At 44.9% G+C, this 17202-nt stretch carries 14 protein-coding genes; 8 read left to right on the top strand and 6 right to left on the bottom strand.

The window, feature by feature from the left end; all coding sequences use genetic code 11:
* Window positions 1-18: 18 nt before the first annotated feature.
* Together ssuC and ACP8HI_RS20950 are read left to right on the top strand one after the other, a co-directional pair.
* Window positions 19-819, top strand: coding sequence for an aliphatic sulfonate ABC transporter permease SsuC (ssuC, locus tag ACP8HI_RS20955; RefSeq protein ID WP_438348086.1), 801 nt, complete (start codon window positions 19-21; stop codon window positions 817-819).
* Window positions 771-1667 (top strand): ATP-binding cassette domain-containing protein, encoded by an 897-nt coding sequence (locus tag ACP8HI_RS20950; RefSeq protein ID WP_438348085.1) that lies wholly within the window; start codon window positions 771-773, stop codon window positions 1665-1667. The genes ssuC and ACP8HI_RS20950 overlap by 49 nt, the downstream gene beginning before the upstream one ends.
* A gap of 352 nt (window positions 1668-2019) precedes the next feature.
* Here ACP8HI_RS20950 and ACP8HI_RS20945 read toward each other — a convergent pair whose 3' ends face one another.
* From ACP8HI_RS20945 to ACP8HI_RS20920, 6 genes are all read right to left on the bottom strand, one after another.
* The gene (locus tag ACP8HI_RS20945; protein ID WP_438348084.1) at window positions 2020-2817 is read right to left on the bottom strand and encodes a hypothetical protein; all 798 of its coding nucleotides are present in this window, start codon (window positions 2815-2817) and stop codon (window positions 2020-2022) included.
* A gap of 105 nt (window positions 2818-2922) precedes the next feature.
* Complete coding sequence (locus tag ACP8HI_RS20940) at window positions 2923-5868, bottom strand: DEAD/DEAH box helicase (RefSeq protein ID WP_438348083.1); 2946 nt, start codon at window positions 5866-5868, stop codon at window positions 2923-2925.
* Window positions 5865-7514, bottom strand: coding sequence for an SWIM zinc finger family protein (locus ACP8HI_RS20935; protein ID WP_438348082.1), 1650 nt, complete (start codon window positions 7512-7514; stop codon window positions 5865-5867). Before ACP8HI_RS20935 ends, ACP8HI_RS20940 begins: the two co-directional genes overlap by 4 nt.
* 388 nt (window positions 7515-7902) lie before the next feature.
* Window positions 7903-8628 carry a Crp/Fnr family transcriptional regulator gene (locus ACP8HI_RS20930; protein ID WP_438348081.1) on the bottom strand — a complete coding sequence of 242 codons (726 nt, stop codon included), beginning with the start codon at window positions 8626-8628 and terminating at the stop codon, window positions 7903-7905.
* On the bottom strand, window positions 8603-10516 hold the full coding sequence (locus ACP8HI_RS20925; RefSeq protein WP_438348080.1) for a heavy metal translocating P-type ATPase: 1914 nt from the start codon (window positions 10514-10516) through the stop codon (window positions 8603-8605). Before ACP8HI_RS20925 ends, ACP8HI_RS20930 begins: the two co-directional genes overlap by 26 nt.
* 17 nt (window positions 10517-10533) lie before the next feature.
* Complete coding sequence (locus tag ACP8HI_RS20920) at window positions 10534-10749, bottom strand: heavy-metal-associated domain-containing protein (protein WP_438348079.1); 216 nt, start codon at window positions 10747-10749, stop codon at window positions 10534-10536.
* Between the two features lie 187 nt (window positions 10750-10936).
* On the opposite strand from ACP8HI_RS20920, the gene ACP8HI_RS20915 reads away from it, so the two are divergent.
* The 6 genes from ACP8HI_RS20915 to ACP8HI_RS20890 all read left to right on the top strand — a co-directional run bounded on the left by ACP8HI_RS20915 (window position 10937) and on the right by ACP8HI_RS20890 (window position 17181).
* The gene (locus tag ACP8HI_RS20915; RefSeq protein WP_438348078.1) at window positions 10937-11317 is read left to right on the top strand and encodes a V4R domain-containing protein; all 381 of its coding nucleotides are present in this window, start codon (window positions 10937-10939) and stop codon (window positions 11315-11317) included.
* Window positions 11318-11672: 355 nt separating this feature from the next.
* Window positions 11673-13286 (top strand): ABC transporter substrate-binding protein, encoded by a 1614-nt coding sequence (locus tag ACP8HI_RS20910; protein WP_438348077.1) that lies wholly within the window; start codon window positions 11673-11675, stop codon window positions 13284-13286.
* A gap of 69 nt (window positions 13287-13355) precedes the next feature.
* A complete protein-coding gene (locus ACP8HI_RS20905; protein WP_438348076.1) occupies window positions 13356-14306 on the top strand; it encodes an ABC transporter permease in 951 nt (316 codons plus the stop codon).
* 4 nt (window positions 14307-14310) lie between these two features.
* Window positions 14311-15156, top strand: a complete 846-nt coding sequence (locus ACP8HI_RS20900; protein WP_438348075.1) for an ABC transporter permease — start codon at window positions 14311-14313, stop codon at window positions 15154-15156.
* Between the two features lie 13 nt (window positions 15157-15169).
* Entirely contained in the window at window positions 15170-16186 is a 1017-nt protein-coding gene (locus tag ACP8HI_RS20895) for an ABC transporter ATP-binding protein (RefSeq protein WP_438351928.1), read from the top strand.
* Window positions 16183-17181, top strand: a complete 999-nt coding sequence (locus ACP8HI_RS20890) for an ABC transporter ATP-binding protein (protein WP_438348074.1) — start codon at window positions 16183-16185, stop codon at window positions 17179-17181. The genes ACP8HI_RS20895 and ACP8HI_RS20890 overlap by 4 nt, the downstream gene beginning before the upstream one ends.
* The last annotated feature ends 21 nt before the right edge of the window (window positions 17182-17202 follow it).

Raw genomic sequence — 17202 nt, 5'->3', positions numbered from 1 at the left:
GAAAGGGAGTGAGTCGTGATGAGTAAGATAAAAAGAGGGTTCATGCTTGCGGCGTTGCCCTGGTACATTCCTGTAGGTGTGCTCATAGTGTGGCAGGTGCTTGGCAGTATCGGCATTATTTCTGAACGCACGTTACCATCACCTGATAAGGTCATTTTAGCTGGTGTGGAATTGATTGGGAACGGAAAACTAATTGAGGCTATTGGTATTAGTTCTTGGAGAGCATTGATTGGATTTCTGATCGGTGGGTCGATAGGGTTTGTATTTGGAATGTTGAATGGTGTCATCCCATTGTCGGAGAAGCTGACCGATTCATCGATTCAGATGATACGGAATATCCCCCATTTAGCGATGATTCCGCTCGTTATTGCATGGTTCGGAATTGGAGAGGAAGCGAAAGTGTTTCTTGTTGCACTTGGCGTATCGTTTCCCATCTATTTAAATACGCTACACGGGATTCATTCTGTTGATCGAGGTCTGATTGAAATGGGGAAAGTATACGGGCTAAGCAACTGGCAACTGTATCGTAAAGTGATTTTGCCAGGGGCGATGCCTTCTATTCTAGTAGGTTTTCGTTTCGCACTCGGTATTATGTGGCTTACGCTCATTGTAGCGGAGACCATTGCTGCCGATTCCGGTATTGGCTATATGGCGATGAATGCCCGAGAATTTTTCCAATTGGATGTCGTTGTACTTAGCATATTGGTGTATGCGTTACTAGGTAAACTTTCAGATATGATGGCCAAATGGCTCGAAAGGAGATGGCTTAAGTGGCATCCGCATTTCGCAAAGGAAGTCTCGCTGTCGAAGACGTCATGACATATTCACTTGATCGGCAATACGAGGAGTCAAGCGAAACTACACCGCTCGAGTCGCTTACTCCACTCTCCGAGAGGACCCGTGGAGTATCCCTAGAGGTGGATGGCGTTGCCAAACAATTTGGCAATAAGTCGGTGCTAAGCGACATCCATTTATCGGTAGAACAAGGAGAGTTTATTGCTATCGTTGGCAGGAGCGGCTGTGGTAAAAGTACGCTGCTCCGTCTGTTGGCAGGGCTTGATGAGATTAGTAGTGGCTCACTGAAACGGCAAGGGCAGAAGGTGGCTGGAATGAATCCCGATACACGATTTATGTTTCAGGATGCACGATTGCTACCATGGAGTACAGTGCTAGATAATGTGAAAATTGGCTTATCAGGGGCAAGCTCACTTGATGCGGAGCGAAAAGCTTATTCAGCCCTCAGGTTGGTAGGACTGGAGGATCGAGGCAAGGAATGGCCTTCCGTACTGTCGGGCGGACAACGCCAACGCGTAGCTTTGGCTCGAGCGCTAGTTGGCAATCCGCGTCTATTGCTATTCGATGAGCCACTTGGGGCGCTTGATGCCTTAACACGTATCGACATGCAGCGATTAATTGAAGGCTTGTGGGAGCAACGCGGATTTACCGCTGTTCTGGTCACCCATGATGTCAGCGAGGCTGTTGCACTGGCAGATCGCGTTATTCTAATTGAGGAGGGCAGGATCGCTCAAGATATCTCGATTACACTGTCTAGACCACGAATGAAGGATAGTGGATCTGCCCATTTTGAGAAGATTATTTTGGATCGAGTTCTGACATCGGAGGGTCGGCAAGAAGAAAAACGAGACATACCCCTTTATGATATTTAGGAGGGGGGCCCTCCATTTGCAAGTAAGGCTCATGTTCGAATTGGATTCCAAGGTAACAATTAGCCTAGAGGTTGTTGGTAAATGTACCAAACTGACGTTGATTAATGATTAGTTTACAGAGAATCATCCATCGTTTAACAATGTTGAAACGGGTAGAACGCTAGATTTTGGCTGGTAAAAAAGAGGCTCTGGACAGAGAAGTTGCTCGATTCGGTTGACATCTCAACTATGACTACATCCATTGAAGCATGTATGGCAATGTATTCTTGAAGGACTTCCTTCTTTTCGTCCTCATGGGCGGAGAGGAGGAAGTCCTTTTTGTTCGGAATGCACATTAATCATATAAATTTCTCTAATCCTTTAATGCATGATCTTTGCCACCGATGTTGATGCCCAATTGGCCGTTATGACCTCCTAAATGACCCCCGATACCCAAGTCAACTCCATGTCCCCCACCCAACTGACTTTTAGCATGAGCACCGAATCCGTGCTCGCCACCGATATTCATTCCGGTTTTAAATCCAACGCCTTGGCTCATACCCAAGTGACCGTTGGCGTTAGCACTGAGACCGTGCTCACCACCGAGTTGAGCTTCGGTATTAAACTTGGCTCCTTGATTAATACTCAAGTGGCTATCAGCACTAGCGCTGAGACCATGCTCACCACCGAGTTGGGCTCCAGTATTAAACTCGGCTAGTTGCCCACCGCCCAATTGACCCTTTGCCTGAGCGCCCAGACCGTACTTTCCACCAAGTTGGGCTTCGGTACTAAATCCGAAGCCTTGGTTGCTGTTTAGGTCGGCCCCAGCTTGCACGTTCATTCCATATTGCTCGCCTATGTGACCATTAGCATGAGCACCCACACCATTGAAGGCTACATGTCCGTCCGTGTTAAATCCAACACCATGTTTACCGCCCAGCTCTCCTCCGGTATTGAGGCTAAGTCCTTGCCCTTTGCCTATATTTCCATTCATATACCCATTCACAACTTCCGTTGTCCCCAGTTGCCTGTCTGCTTGATGATCGTGCGGCTGGGGTTGCGAAGAATATTGTTGTTCAGGGAGAGGTACGGGCTGGTAAGCTGTACGACTTTGCGAAGGGGAGTGATGATAGTAATGAGAATACGGGTAATACTCTTTTCTAATGATCATGCGAGAAACCTCCAGTATAGACTTGATGATATAGCCTATTCATACATGAATTGAGATGACACCTATTCAGCAAGGATGATGAATATTGTTGTCGTGAACAATAAATCAACCAACCCAATCCCGCCGCAACGAGAAGAGATCTTGTAGCTCATCGGTCGATAGTTCGGTAATCCAGCCTTCGGAGCTTGAGATGACATTATCACTAAGCTGTTGCTTGTTCTCTAGCATCTCATCGATGCGCTCCTCTAATGTGCCAAGCGAGATGAACTTGTGCACCTGTACGTCCTTGGTCTGACCCATACGGTAGGCACGGTCCGTTGCCTGATTCTCCACGGCTGGATTCCACCAGCGATCGAAGTGAAAGACATGGTTGGCTGCTGTAAGATTAAGACCCACACCGCCTGCTTTAATCGAAAGAATGAACACAGACGGTTGCTCCTCAGAGGGTAGCGTCTGCGATTGGAACTGATCAATCATGGCATCACGCGCCGATTTAGACGTGCTTCCATTCAAGTAAAGTACAGGCTCTTGAAGCTCTTGTTGAAGTACCAGCTTAAGCAGTTGCCCCATCCCAATATATTGCGTAAAGATCAGACAACGTTCACCCTCTTCTCGCAACTCTTTCACCATAGCGAGAAGTCGTTCCAGCTTAGCCGATCGATTGATCAACGTCTCGGTATCCAGTGTGTCGTCGTGGTCTTTGGAAGCCACGGGTATAGGTTCTTTCGTCAAGAGCATCGGATGATCACAGAGCTGTTTAAGCTGGGTAAGTGCTCCGAGAATAGCTCCCTTCCGCTCAATTCCCTCAAGTTTCTGCATACGTTCCATGAGTTGAGTGACGGTAGTATCATAAAGTGCCCCCTGTTCGGCAGTGAGATGAATATAGGTCTTCATCTCGTTCTTGTCAGGCAAATCAAGCTGAATAGCTGGATCTTTCTTCTTGCGACGGAGCATGAAGGGCTTAACGAGCTTTTGTAAATCGAGCGTTCGCTGTTCGTTATGATCCTTCTCAATGGCGTTAATGAATCGATTGTTAAAGGCGCGCGCGCTCCCAAGATAACCGGGATTGATGAAGTCGTATAGAGACCAGAGTTCTGAAAGCCGATTCTCGATAGGTGTACCGGTAAGTACAACACGATGCCTCGCAGGGAAGCTCCGAACAGCAGTGGATTGCTTGGTCTGAGCATTCTTGATATTCTGGGCTTCGTCTAGGCAAATGGATGTCCATGTAAATTGTTTAAGTAGATCCTGATCCAAAGTAGCTGTCGCATAGGACGTTAGAATAATATCTGCTTGTGTAGCTTCTTCAAGAAATTCTTCCCCGCTATAACGCCTGCCCCCGTAGTGAAGCATGACCTTTAAAGAGGGTGCGAAGCGGGTCAACTCTTTCTGCCAATTACCCAACACCGAAGTGGGACAGATCAGAAGAGAAGGGAAACTAGAATCCGACTCTAAAGCCGTTTCCTTAATATGCAATAGATAGGCTATGAACTGTACGGTTTTACCTAGCCCCATATCATCGGCGAGACAGGCCCCTAATCCAAAGCGACGTAAAAAAGTAAGCCAAGCATATCCATCCTGTTGATATGAGCGCAAGTCTGCTTGTAGCCCCTTCGGCACGGCAAGTGTTGGCCATTCCGTCTGGCCTCTAAGTTGACCCATAATCTTCATTAGATGTTCATTCAGCTCAACTTCCAGTTGGACACGCGCGGAAGCCGCTTGCTGTTGCTCAGGTGTACCATCCGCAGGCTCATCAGTATTACCAAGTAGATGGAGTTGCAGTATATCTTGAAAAGATAATCCTTGTGAGCTGTCCATCCCTGCCATAGCTTGACGGATTTGCGCTAGTAAGGCTGGATCAAGCGAAATCCATTGTCCTCTAAAGCGAACTAACCGTTCATTGCGAGCGAGAAGTTCTTCGAATTCACTCTCGGTGAGTTGGGAATCTCCAATAGCAATCCGCCAATCGAAATTAACGATGGAATCAAGGCCGAATAGGGAGCCCCCGGAACTACCTTCACTTGAGCGGACTTTCGCACGAAGCTTAGGTCTCTTCCGACTAGCTTCTTCCCACCAAGCTGGAAGAAGCACTTGCCATCCAGCTTCCAGTAGAGTGTCACTATCAGACGTTAAGAATTGCCAAGCTGCTTCATCCGTTAAGGGCACATCTAATACATTTAGGTTATTCCCGCCGAAGCGATCATTACGCAGGCATGCCCGCAAACGTTCCAGCCAACTAGCAGAGCGCTCACGCACATGAGTTGACCAAGCACTAGGCCAAGTGCCGAATGCTTGTCCATCCTCATCAAGTCGAATAGGCGCAAGCATCACTGGATCGAGCTTGTCTTGTAGAACGAGCTGAAGTCGCCAAGCTAACTGGTCATCATCAGGCTCCAATAATTGCAAAAGAGGTCGGAATGGTGCTGTATCTGCCTTCCAACCCATGGCAATAAGCCAGCCTTGTTCATCTAATCCAGTAACAGTGGCGCCACCACCCGTAAATAACAACGGATATTCTCTACGTAGGTCGGAAGCGGTTGATTCCGTTCCATAGTAGCGTTGAGATACTGTTGCCGAGAATGCTGTACTTAATCCCTCGAGTATATGGGGATCATTTCCTATCCGCTCTAAGATAGCCTGTCCTTGGGACTCCAATGTCTCTTGATCCCAGACCCACTGCAATTTGCCTGACTGAAAGGCTGAATAGTTAGGGATATATTTCTTTTCTTCTATAGATATAGCCAACACAGGAATAAGCCCAATCCATTGCGCTACGTCCTCACCCCACACCCACTCGATATGATCAAGTAGCTTGTGTTCTGCAAAGAATGGGATGACCTGCTCAAAAGGGAGGACGACAAGCTCAATATCTTGAACCGTTTGTACCTCTAGTTGCGTCCCGTAAAAGGAAGCTTCATGCCATGCGAATAGACGATGCTTCAGGTATTGGCCAGATACGTAACTATATGTGTTGGTAGTTCCATAGATTAAGGCATCTCCGTAGGCACTCAAGTTGATGTGGAGAGTGATGGTTTCTGTATAATGGCTCATGATATCAGCTTTCCTCTCCGAAGCTCTTCTTGAAGTGCTCGTAGTCGACTATTGCGGGTGGCAAGTGCGGTAATGAACAATTCCCAGCGTGCTTCTTGCTTTGTTTTCTTGTATAGCTTGGATAGCCGTTTCAATAACTTGACAGCTTGTTTATAACTATCTCTATTCTTCTGAATGATGTATCTTTCAACAGCTTGATGATAGAAGGGAAGTAGCAATTCTGGTGCGTTCTTCTCAATAGGTTGAAATACGGTGACACGGAAATCCAGAGGGTCCCTGCCAGTACTCAATTGATAGTCCATCCATTGTTTCCATTTATCATGTGATAGTAATTTGTCTTCATATATGTTCCTTGAATGAGGTAACATGCTGATTAGCGTTGACCACATAGACTGCTCGGACTCAGGAAGATGTAGAATAGTAGTCTCCCAACATGTCCAATAATGACTTAGGTTAGTATTCCGGTAGTTGCTGAGCAGTGGACCGAGTTCAACTAACCAACTCTTCATGCGAGACCATGCTTCGTCTTTTAACAAAATAGACAGGAAAGGATAGAGATGCTCGGGATGGATATTGAAGATTTTGTCTGCCTCTTTTAAAAGAGACCAAGCTTGCTCGTCCTGGGATAGATAGAACTGCATCCAGCTCTGAGTTAGCATCCACGGAAGCCTTGAGAGCGAAGCTCCTAGCTCATCTTTAGCGGATTGTAAATATTCTAGTTCCTCTAGGCACATCTTCTTGTCGTCAAGATTAGGGTGAATCCATTTCAACCAAAGTTGATTGTAAACATATAAGAAGTATTGGAGATTCTGAGGCTCCGTTAACATTTGCTTACGTAAGATGGTTAAAGTGTCCGCAATATGGCCCCATTGTTCGGGTTCGGTTTGAAGAGAAAGCTCATTTGCTAAAATGTTCCCCATAGCATCCTGCATATCATCAGCAGCAACCTGTGTGTGAAATCCCATGAAAAAGTTGGAATAATTCACTTGATGCTGTGAGGGCGTCACCAGCTTATTCAGCACAAATAGGTGAGCATGAAATTGGTAAAGTAGCTCCATTACAGGTGAAAGCTGAGGTTGTATGGCGAGTATGGATGCTAAAGCACTTTGAGCATACTGAGCATTTGGAATCTTCATCCCTAATGGACCGATACATCGTTCAAATAGATCATGCCACTCTGAAATGGGCAACGTAGAGACTAGACTTGCTTGTCCTTTCAACTTGGCGGAAGCTTCTGCTTTGCGATCCAAAGTCTGAATCGCTGAGCGATTGGGCACTGGATAGGGAGAAGGCTTCACGACTTGCTTGAACATGGTTGATGAATGTGCATTTACGAGCGCATGAACAGACTGTCCTTGTAGATTGGCGTATTCAAGCAGGACGGCGATCATATGCTTGCAGTTGGCCGGAACCGGACAACTGCAATGATTGTTAGAGAAGGAGTCGAGATTGAGATCAACAGAGTAGTTCTCGTTACCTTCGACGATGGCCTCAATATGCGTTGCATAAGGCATTGTTAATTGATGGACATGTCCCTGTTTGAAATATTGGAACCCACGCTTTATCGTTAGGTCATCGAAATTCTGTGCCACATTGTGAATGAGCGCATGCCATTGCACATCATCTATAGTATAAGTTGGTTTCATTATGGTTAATTCTCCTAAGAGATAATATTTTCATATAAATATAGCTTATTATATCACTTATCGCGGAGCAAATAGGGTGATGGATAGAAAATAGGATATTACCGTACAACGACGGCAAAGGTTTCTGATGATGAAGATGACTGTTGCGATGCTAATGGTGCTAATAGCGGAGATGTTTGACGTTTATGGTCCGCCTTTAACAGCGGAGTTACAATGTTAATATAGGGAGAATAGTGAAAATCAGGACTTTTCGAGTAATTAAATGTTGTTTGAGCAACTAAAACGGGCAAAATAGGAATTGTGGTGAATGTAGAGACCCTTTTTGCAACTAACGTAGATCATTTGGTTGACTACTTATAGGTGATGAAAGGTGACCGTGTTAGATGTTCTATTCGTTAAACTGTTCAAGGCTCTCCCGATCAAGAATAGTAATTTGTCGTTGACCAACTAATTTAATCCAACCTTGTTCTTGGAAGAAGGAAAGCTTACGGCTTAACGATTCTTGGGAAGTCCCAATCATCACCGCAAGGTCCTTTTTACTTATAGGTAGAATTAGAGTATTGTCCTCGGTCTGATCCGTCTGTTGTTCTTCTAACATATCCAATAGAACTTTAGCAATTCGCTGCTCGATATCATATAGCGTGAGTTGTTCGAGCTTGTCTTCGGCCATTTCAATACGTTCTGTATATTTTTCGAGAAACTTGATTGCAATCTGGGGCTTTCTCAACATTAAATCATTGATGACTTTTCCTTGAATCAGACATATCTCTGTTGGCTCTAATGCCTCCGCGGTGCTAGTTAATATCGTGTGACTGAATAAGGATAACTCCCCTGTGAAATCGCCCTGGCTGAGAATACGTACAATTTGTTCCTTGCCAGTTGAGGAGAACCGAGAAATCTTCACACTACCTCGATGAACAATCCATAGATTAGCTGATGAATGGCCAGGGGAGAAAATAATCTCCCCCTTTTTATATTTTTTGCTAATGGACGTATTCATTACTTCTATTTTTTCTTCGGATGATAGAATATCTAGAATGGGCACATTGTTGATACAAAGTGATGGGGAATGATCCGCATCATACTGATCATTCACTTGATGATTGCATTCCATTACGAATCCCTCTATTCTTAGTCGATGATATAGATTGGCTAGTCTTCACACCTCTGTAGCGTGTTAAACGAATCGCGTTGACAATGACTAACAACACACTTAATTCATGCACGAGCATACCGGAAGCCATGAATACATTTCTAGTTAATACGCCGATTAACAGAGTCACAACAACCGCTACCGCGAAGTAAATATTTTGCTTCATATTGTTCATTGTAGCATGGCTAAGTCCGAGGGCATAAGAGAGCTTCTCTAAGCGATCTGACATGAGGACGACATCCGCTGTCTCGATCGCGACATCTGTTCCTGATCCTCCCATAGCAATCCCTACATCCGCAATGGCTAGAGCAGGAGCGTCATTCACGCCATCGCCAACCATGGCAACAATATATTTCTCTTGTAATTCTTTTAATTTGATGACTTTATCTTCAGGAAGCAGTTCGGCATAATACTGATCAATCCCGAGTTCACGAGAGACGGCAGCAGCTGTTCGTTCATTATCACCAGTTAACATAACAACCTTTTTTACGCCGGATTTCTTTAATTGACGGACAAGCTCATACGCATCTGCCCTCAACACATCGGCAATAGAGATCAGCCCTAAGACTCGCTCATGATTAGCGACAAAGACAACGGTCTGTGCTTTACCTTCCTCTTGAGCTACATAGTTAGCTACTTCTTCATCATATGGAATGCTGTAATCTGACATGAGTTTGCGATTCCCAATATAAAGCTCAGTTCCATCAACGGTGGCACTAACCCCTTTACCAGCTAAGGCCTCGAACTGCTCTGCAGGTATAATCTCAGATCCGAATCTCAGTTTAGCTTCTGTCAGGATAGCTCTAGCTAAATGATGCTCTGACGCATATTCTGCACGGGCTATTATATGAAGGAGTTCATCTTCGCTCATCTGGAAGGCACGAATCTGAGTGACCTGTGGTTTACCAACCGTGAGTGTACCTGTTTTATCAAAAGCGACTACTTGAACTTTCCCAGCCTTTTCTAACGTCTCGCCGCCTTTAAATAGAATGCCGTTCTTCGCCCCGTTACCGATTCCAGCGACAATAGAGACCGGAGCAGAGATAACCATGGCGCCTGGGCAAGCAATAACTAACAATGTCAGTGTTAATTCAATATCTCTAGTCAAGATATACACGATAATAGCTAATATAAAAATACCGGGAGTGTAGTATCGAGCGAATTTCTCAATAAATTTCTGCGTTGGTGCTTTCGATTCTTGTGCTTCTTCGACCATGTTCAGAATGCGAGCAAACGTCGTATCTTCTCCTACCTTATCTGCGATGATTTCCAAATACCCATTGTCAATGACCGTTCCACTAAATACAGTACCGTCCTTTTCCCTACTGACTGGAATCGACTCTCCCGTAATGGCGGCTTGGTTTATCGTAGCCTTCCCCTTGAATATGGTACCATCTACCGGAATATTCTCACCGGGACGTACAAGAACGATTTCTCCTTGGATTACCTCATCAGGCGATACCCTGACCTCTATCCCATCTCGCATGACAGAAGCCATCGTCGGTGCCAAATCAATCAATGCTTTTAATGAAGAACGCGTCTTCTCGATCGTTCTTGCTTCAAGATATGAACCAAAGACGAATAGAAAGGTAACCGCTGCCGCCTCCCAATACTCCTGAATCATGATGGCGCCGATCACGGCTATGGTAACAAGAGCTTCAATTCCTAATATGCGATAACGTAACGCTTGAATGGCATTCTTCATAATGGGATACCCTGCAATGAACACAGCTGTAATCATTAGACCATCAGAAATAGTGGATAACATATTCAAGGCCTTTAATAGAAGAGATATAGCAATGAGCAAACCTGCAATCATAACAACTTGCCCTTTTCTCTTTCTAGACATGATACACGCCCCCTTATCTATTTAGAATTCAGAATTTGAAAGCCTAGCTTGGAGATGACCTTAGCGACATCTACTGATTCGACAACATTCTCATCGTAACTAACTTTCACCTTGCTGGAAGTGAATAGAACCTTTACTTCAGAGACCCCGTCTTGGTTACCTAACGCCGTTTCGATTTTCTTAATGCAGCTGGGACAAGTGAGTTGCTCTAATTGGAAAGTCATTGTTTTCATTGTAATTCCTCCTCGTAAGTTATCTTCTTGCTAGTTTCAGTGTAGGTTGAATCTCATAATATTAAATTGATCTAAATCAATTTTGGAGAAAATAACATAATCATTTTGTTTATGACTAAAATCACAATTTGGATATGGGCTGAGATTATAATCAATATATCGAGAGAATTTAGGGGACGTAGTACCATTGGAACTATTTAGAACGATCAGACTTATTGGTCTATATCAAGCACTGCCTTCTAATGGAAAAGGTACGACGATGACCATAGGAAGAAAAATAGGGGAAGAGTTAGGTGTTTCTACGGTTGACGAACTATTCGAGTTATTTGAAAACATGAAAATAGGGATTCCTGAGATCGTGAGAGAAGATGAGAAGGGAATGACGGTTGCTGTACATGATTGCTTCTGTGAAGGGTTGCCAGTCATGGAGGGTAAAATGGTCTGTGACTTGGAAGGCGCTATTATGGAGGGAGCCCTCACTAAAATACGGGGTAAACGCGTCACTGTTCGCGAAGTAAAGTGCAATGTCCATGGTGATGAATACTGTGAATATGAAGTAAGATTTTAAGAGAAAGTTCAGAAAGTCATTGTTCTACTTTTTGAACACGCACTTTAAGCAAAAATAAATCAGAATCTACGAGGTGGTGTCGATATGAAACCGACGCCACCTCGTTTTGTCCATTCCCATGGAACAGTTGCTAAAGAAATGTGAGGATAACCGATGATGTGATGCGATTGCTATCGTATAGTTCTTACTTTGTAGGTTGTTTTGTGATATGTTAATATAATTTGAAACCAATCATCGAGATACAAGTGAATTATTCGAAATAGAATAATAAAATAATGGAGTTATTGCAATTCCGAGTATTCCGATGTACAATGTATATATAAACTGAGTAGTTACAGACATGGGGGAAAAGAGTATGCGTAAAGGGTTATCTGGAATTATTACTTTAATGGTGTTAACATTGTTGATCAGTGCGTGCTCTGGTGGAAATAATACAGCACCAACTACAAATCAGGAGCCTGCGGAATCGCAGCAACCTGCTACAAGCAGTGAACCGAAAGATGGCGGTAATTTGATTATTGGGGTCGCTTCTGATCCAGTTATTCTAAATCCAGTCTATGCAGGTGATCGAGTGAGTCTGACGATTGACCAGGCACTATATGCTCCACTGTTCCAAGTAAATGATGGAGTGAAGACATTCTACCTTGCAGACAGTCTAACACTCTCGGAAGATAACTTAACTTATACGCTGAAGCTGAAAGACGGTCTAACTTGGCATGACGGAGAGAAGCTAACCGCAGACGACGTTGTGTTCACAATCGACAGTATGCTAGATGAGAAGCAGAACAGTTTCTTGAGATCAAACTTAGTGATCAATGACCAACCAATTAAAGCGGTGAAGAAGGATGATCTAACCGTAGATTTCCAACTTCCACAAGTGAATCCTGGCTTCGAGGCCACTCTATTACAGGTATTCCCGATTCCAAAACATATTTTCGAGAATGAAACCGATATGGAGAAGAGTACCAAGAATGCTTCACCAGTAGGATCTGGACCTTTTAAATTCAAAGAGTACAAAACGGGAGAGTATTTGACAGTTGAAAGATTCGATAACTATTTCGGTGGCAAGCCTCATTTGGATTCTGTAACATACCGAATTGCTAAGGATACGAATGCTGCTAATCTCGCGCTTCAGAGTGGTGAGATCAATATTAAATATTTAGACCCGCAGGATGTTGGGACGATTCAAGCAACGAATAATTTTGAGATCTTACCATACAGTGAAGGACGTCTATCGTATATGTTGTTCAACGCGAACAGCGATACAGGCGCTCTTGCTAAACCAGAAGTCCGTCAGGCGCTTTCTCTAGCATTGAGTCGCGACGAAATCATTCAGACTGCGTACACATCAAGCGAATATGCAGATCCAGCGAAATCATTCTTAACACCGGACACACTATTTCATACGAATGATGTAGTATCTTTCGATAATGATGTGGATAAAGCGAAACAACTTTTAGAGTCTGCTGGTGTGAGCAATCTGAAGTTGAGATTTATTGTACAAAGCGGCAATAAGGCACAAGAAGGCATCTCGCTGTATGTACAACAAAAGATGAAGGCAATTGGTGTTGATGTTGAACTACAGAACATGGATGCGACAGCATTTGTACAAAAATTCATTGATCCGAATTCGACAGACTATGAACTAGCGATTACTGGTTATATTATGGGTTATGACCCTGATGCTTACCGGATATTGTACGCTTCAGATGGTTCTTCCAATTACTCGCATTATGCAAATGCAGAAGTCGATAAACTTCTGAGTGATGGAGCGGGTGAAGGTGATCCGGCGAAGCGCGGTGAGCTTTATAAGAAGGCACAAGAAATCATTGCAGAAGATGCACCGATTTATCCAATATCCTACACGAAGACCATCGTAGCTGTCTCCAAGAACTATGGCGGGATTGAAGAGGCAGTATTGAAGCCTGTCGTTATTTTTGAAGATTTGTCCAAACTATATCTTAAATAAGTACGTCAAAAAAATAAGCTGGTCCGTCCAGCTTATTTTTTGCCGATAACGAGCTAGGAGAATACGCGTATGAGACAGCTCATCGTTCGAAGATTGTTGCAAACCCTACCGATGCTATTTTTTGTGTCGGTTGTGTGCTTTACGATGGTTAAGCTGGCCCCAGGTGATCCAGTGCTTTCCTTTGTTACGCCGAATATGCACGCGGATGATATCGAGCGTATTCGGCATAACCTTGGGCTGGACAAACCAGCTTACATTCAATATTTTATATGGATAAAAGAAATCATGCAGGGGAACTTCGGTTACTCCCTTGTGAATCATCAGCCTGTTCTGCAACAGATTGTGGAGCGGCTACCTGCAACTGCGGGTTTAATGGGAAGTGCCATCGGACTTGCGGTTATACTTGCGATTCCGTTAGGTCTTCTTGCTGGTGCGAACCGGAACCGCTGGATTGACAAATTAGTCAACTTCGTCGCCTATGTTGGGATTTCAGTCCCTTTATTCTGGCTGGCTATTCTACTTATGTATTTATTCTCAATTAAGCTACAGGTATTACCGAGTATGGGGATGCGCACGATTGGTATAGAATCCGCGGTTGATGTATTGAAGCATGGTATCTTGCCATGCAGTGTGCTGGCTTTTAGTTTTCTCGCCGGTTACGTAAGGTATATTCGTTCCAGTACGATTGGACAGTTCAAAGAAGATTATGTGCAGATTCAATATGCCTTCGGATCGACGAAGACGACGATTCTGTTCCGGCATGTGATGAAGCATGTTCTGCTTCCTGTAATAACACTACTTGGTATGTCGATGGGTGAATTGGTGGCAGGTGCGATCGTAACAGAGACGGTATTCTCCTGGCCGGGTATAGGTTCGCTAGGGATGACTGCTGTTAAGGGAATGGATTACCCTGTTATTATGGGGATTACTTTGTTCTCTTCTCTAATGCTAATTATAGGTAATCTCGCGGCGGATATTTTATACAGTATTGTGGATCCACGAATTAAATTAACGAGGTGACCTCATGAATAGAAGTAAATGGAAAAGTGTTGGAAGTGAGCTGTTTACGAACAGATTGGGTGTCGCTGCCCTCATTATTCTAATCGTGTTTACGCTTGGGGCAATCTTTGCCTTCATATCCGGATATGATCCGAATGCAATGGATGTCATGGTACGTCTAGCGGCGCCCGGAGCAGATCATTGGTTCGGGACGGATGATTATGGACGTGATTATTTCACTAGAGCTTTGTATGGCGGTCGCGTATCGCTGTTGGTCGGCTTTGCTTCAATGATCATAGCCACTGGAATTGGCGTGACGGTGGGTGTAATTAGTGGTTTCTTCGGTGGCTGGATAGATAATTTATTGATGCGTTTTCTCGATGTTGTGATGTCTATTCCATCCTTTTTGATTCTGCTACTACTCAGCGTGTATTTGAAGCCGAAGGTCGGCAACATTATCATTATTATAGCTCTATTAATGTGGATGAGTATCGCTCGGGTGATCCGGGCTGAAACGATGACCATCAAGGAACGGGAGTATGTACTATATGCGAAGGCTTCGGGACAAAGTGCGTATGGTATTATTCTCAAGCATATTCTTCCTGGATTAGTGCCTGTTATTATTGTAGGAGCAACGAATAATATTGCTGCGGGAATTATGATGGAGTCCTCCCTGAGCTTTCTCGGCTTCGGAGTACAACCTCCGAATGCTACCTGGGGCAGTATGTTGAATAACGCGCAGGGATATATTGCGCAGGCACCATATTTAGCGCTGTTTCCAGGTTTACTGATTCTGTTTACCGTATTGAGTTTTAATGTTTTGGGTGATATTTTGCGGGTTGGCTTTGAACCGAAGCTGATCAAGAGATAGGAGTGTGAACATGATGACCGAACGGCTACTGACTATCGAGGATTTGAAAGTTTCATTCTATACCCAGGGTGGAGAGAATCAGGCGGTCCGCGGTGTTAGCTTTCACATTGATGCTGGCGAAACGATTGGGATCGTCGGTGAATCTGGCAGCGGCAAGAGTGTCACAGCCAAAGCCATTATGTCGTTAATTACACCTCCGGGTGAAATCATCGGAGGAGACATCAATTTTCGCGGTGAGAACCTCAGGAACTTGTCGGAGAAGCAGTGGAGAAAGCTGCGTGGCAATCAGATAGCGATGGTATTTCAGGATCCGATGACCTCGCTTAACCCAGTGAAGAAAATTGGTCAACAACTAACAGAAGTTATCCGCAGACATCGCGGATTAAATAAGCAAGAGGCTATTGCCGAAGCTGCGAACATGTTGCATCAGGTTGGTATTACTAATCCGGAGCAGCGGTTGCAGCAATATCCGCATGAGTTCAGCGGAGGGATGCGTCAGCGGGTGATGATCGCCATGGCGCTCTCTTGTAAGCCCGAGCTGCTTATTGCAGATGAGCCAACGACTGCGCTAGACGTAACGATACAGGCGCAAATTCTAGATCTTTTTAAACAGTTGAAAGATAACTCGCATACAGCAGTGGCACTCATTACACATGATTTAGGTGTGGTGGCACAGGTATGTACTCGAGTTATTGTGATGTATGGTGGGCTGATTATGGAGCAAGGAACCGTGGAGGATATCTTTTATCGTCCTCAGCATCCGTACACTAAGGGCTTGCTTCGTTCGATCCCCAAGCGTGATGGTAAATCGCGTGAACGGCTTATTCCGATCGAAGGCACACCGCCGGATTTGCTGAACCCACCTGCAGGGTGTCCGTTTATGGAACGTTGTCCGAATGCTTTCGACCGTTGCATCGAGCGCCCTCCGGCTTTCGAATTATCCTCGGGTCACCGCTCAGCGTGCTGGTTGGCTGACGATGTGCAAGAGGAGCAGATTGTTGATGGGCACGTAAAGGGGGAACTTCAGTGAGTGAGAGCAAGATTCTGGTGGATGTAAGAAATCTCAAGAAGCACTTCTCCAAAGGAAAGGACATCTGGGGACGCGACACAGAGGTGAATAAAGCGGTAGATGGTGTTAGCTTCCAGATCCGTCAGGGAGAGACCTTCGGTTTAGTAGGAGAGTCAGGGAGCGGCAAGTCTACGGTTGGGCGCTGTCTGCTCCGGTTGTATGATTATACGGATGGGGAAGTGTTATTTGACGGACAGCCGCTGAGCAAGTTGGACGAGAAGCAACTGAAGCCTTTCCGCAGACGTATTCAGTCGATATTTCAGGATCCCTATTCCTCTTTGAATCCGAGTCTTAACGTACTTGAATTGATTGGTGAACCGATGAAAATTCACGGCATACATCAAGGTGAGGAACGCAAAGAGGCTGTAGCTGCACTGCTGGAGAGAGTAGGGTTGAAGAGAGAACATCTATACCGCTTCCCCCATGAGTTCAGCGGTGGGCAACGCCAGCGTATTTCGATCGCTCGAGCACTGTCCGTCAGACCTGAGTTTGTTGTGTGCGATGAACCCATTTCTGCTCTAGACGTATCCGTTCAAGCGCAGGTGGTGAATATGCTTGAAGATTTACAGTCCGAATTCGGGTTGACCTACTTGTTCATAGCGCATGACTTATCCATGGTTCGGCATATTTCCGATCGGATTGGCGTGATGTATAGTGGTCATCTCGTAGAGGTTGCTGAGAGTGATGAATTGTACGAGCACCCTGGCCATCCATATACGAAGGCATTGCTTTCTTCTATTCTCGAGCCTGATCCGCATGCGATCAGCGAAAGAATTGTTCTGAAGAATGAGGGTGCAGGCGATAGGTTCAATGCTGACGGATGTCAATTCCGGTCACGCTGCCGTTATGCGACAGAACAGTGCGCGATTGAGGCTCCTGAACTACGAGAAGTAAGCCCGAACCACTACATTGCGTGCCACTTCGCGGAATCCATATTGTCGGAAAGTGATAAATAATTAGAAAGATAAGGGGGGGAA

This window comes from Paenibacillus sp. FA6 (genome assembly GCF_051550225.1).
Lineage (GTDB): Bacteria > Bacillota > Bacilli > Paenibacillales > Paenibacillaceae > Paenibacillus_AQ.
This window is presented reverse-complemented; position numbering and strand designations above follow the sequence as displayed.

What these genes read in the sequence shown, in the direction of transcription:
- ssuC (WP_438348086.1), top strand. Translation starts at nt 19, where the DNA reads ATGAGTAAGATAAAAAGAGGGTTCATGCTTGCGGCGTTGCCCTGGTAC.
- ACP8HI_RS20945 (WP_438348084.1), bottom strand. Translation starts at nt 2,817, where the DNA reads ATGATCATTAGAAAAGAGTATTACCCGTATTCTCATTACTATCATCAC.
- ACP8HI_RS20940 (WP_438348083.1), bottom strand. Translation starts at nt 5,868, where the DNA reads ATGAGCCATTATACAGAAACCATCACTCTCCACATCAACTTGAGTGCC.
- ACP8HI_RS20935 (WP_438348082.1), bottom strand. Translation starts at nt 7,514, where the DNA reads ATGAAACCAACTTATACTATAGATGATGTGCAATGGCATGCGCTCATT.
- ACP8HI_RS20930 (WP_438348081.1), bottom strand. Translation starts at nt 8,628, where the DNA reads ATGGAATGCAATCATCAAGTGAATGATCAGTATGATGCGGATCATTCC.
- ACP8HI_RS20925 (WP_438348080.1), bottom strand. Translation starts at nt 10,516, where the DNA reads ATGTCTAGAAAGAGAAAAGGGCAAGTTGTTATGATTGCAGGTTTGCTC.
- ACP8HI_RS20920 (WP_438348079.1), bottom strand. Translation starts at nt 10,749, where the DNA reads ATGAAAACAATGACTTTCCAATTAGAGCAACTCACTTGTCCCAGCTGC.
- ACP8HI_RS20910 (WP_438348077.1), top strand. Translation starts at nt 11,673, where the DNA reads ATGCGTAAAGGGTTATCTGGAATTATTACTTTAATGGTGTTAACATTG.
- ACP8HI_RS20905 (WP_438348076.1), top strand. Translation starts at nt 13,356, where the DNA reads ATGAGACAGCTCATCGTTCGAAGATTGTTGCAAACCCTACCGATGCTA.
- ACP8HI_RS20900 (WP_438348075.1), top strand. Translation starts at nt 14,311, where the DNA reads ATGAATAGAAGTAAATGGAAAAGTGTTGGAAGTGAGCTGTTTACGAAC.
- ACP8HI_RS20895 (WP_438351928.1), top strand. Translation starts at nt 15,170, where the DNA reads ATGACCGAACGGCTACTGACTATCGAGGATTTGAAAGTTTCATTCTAT.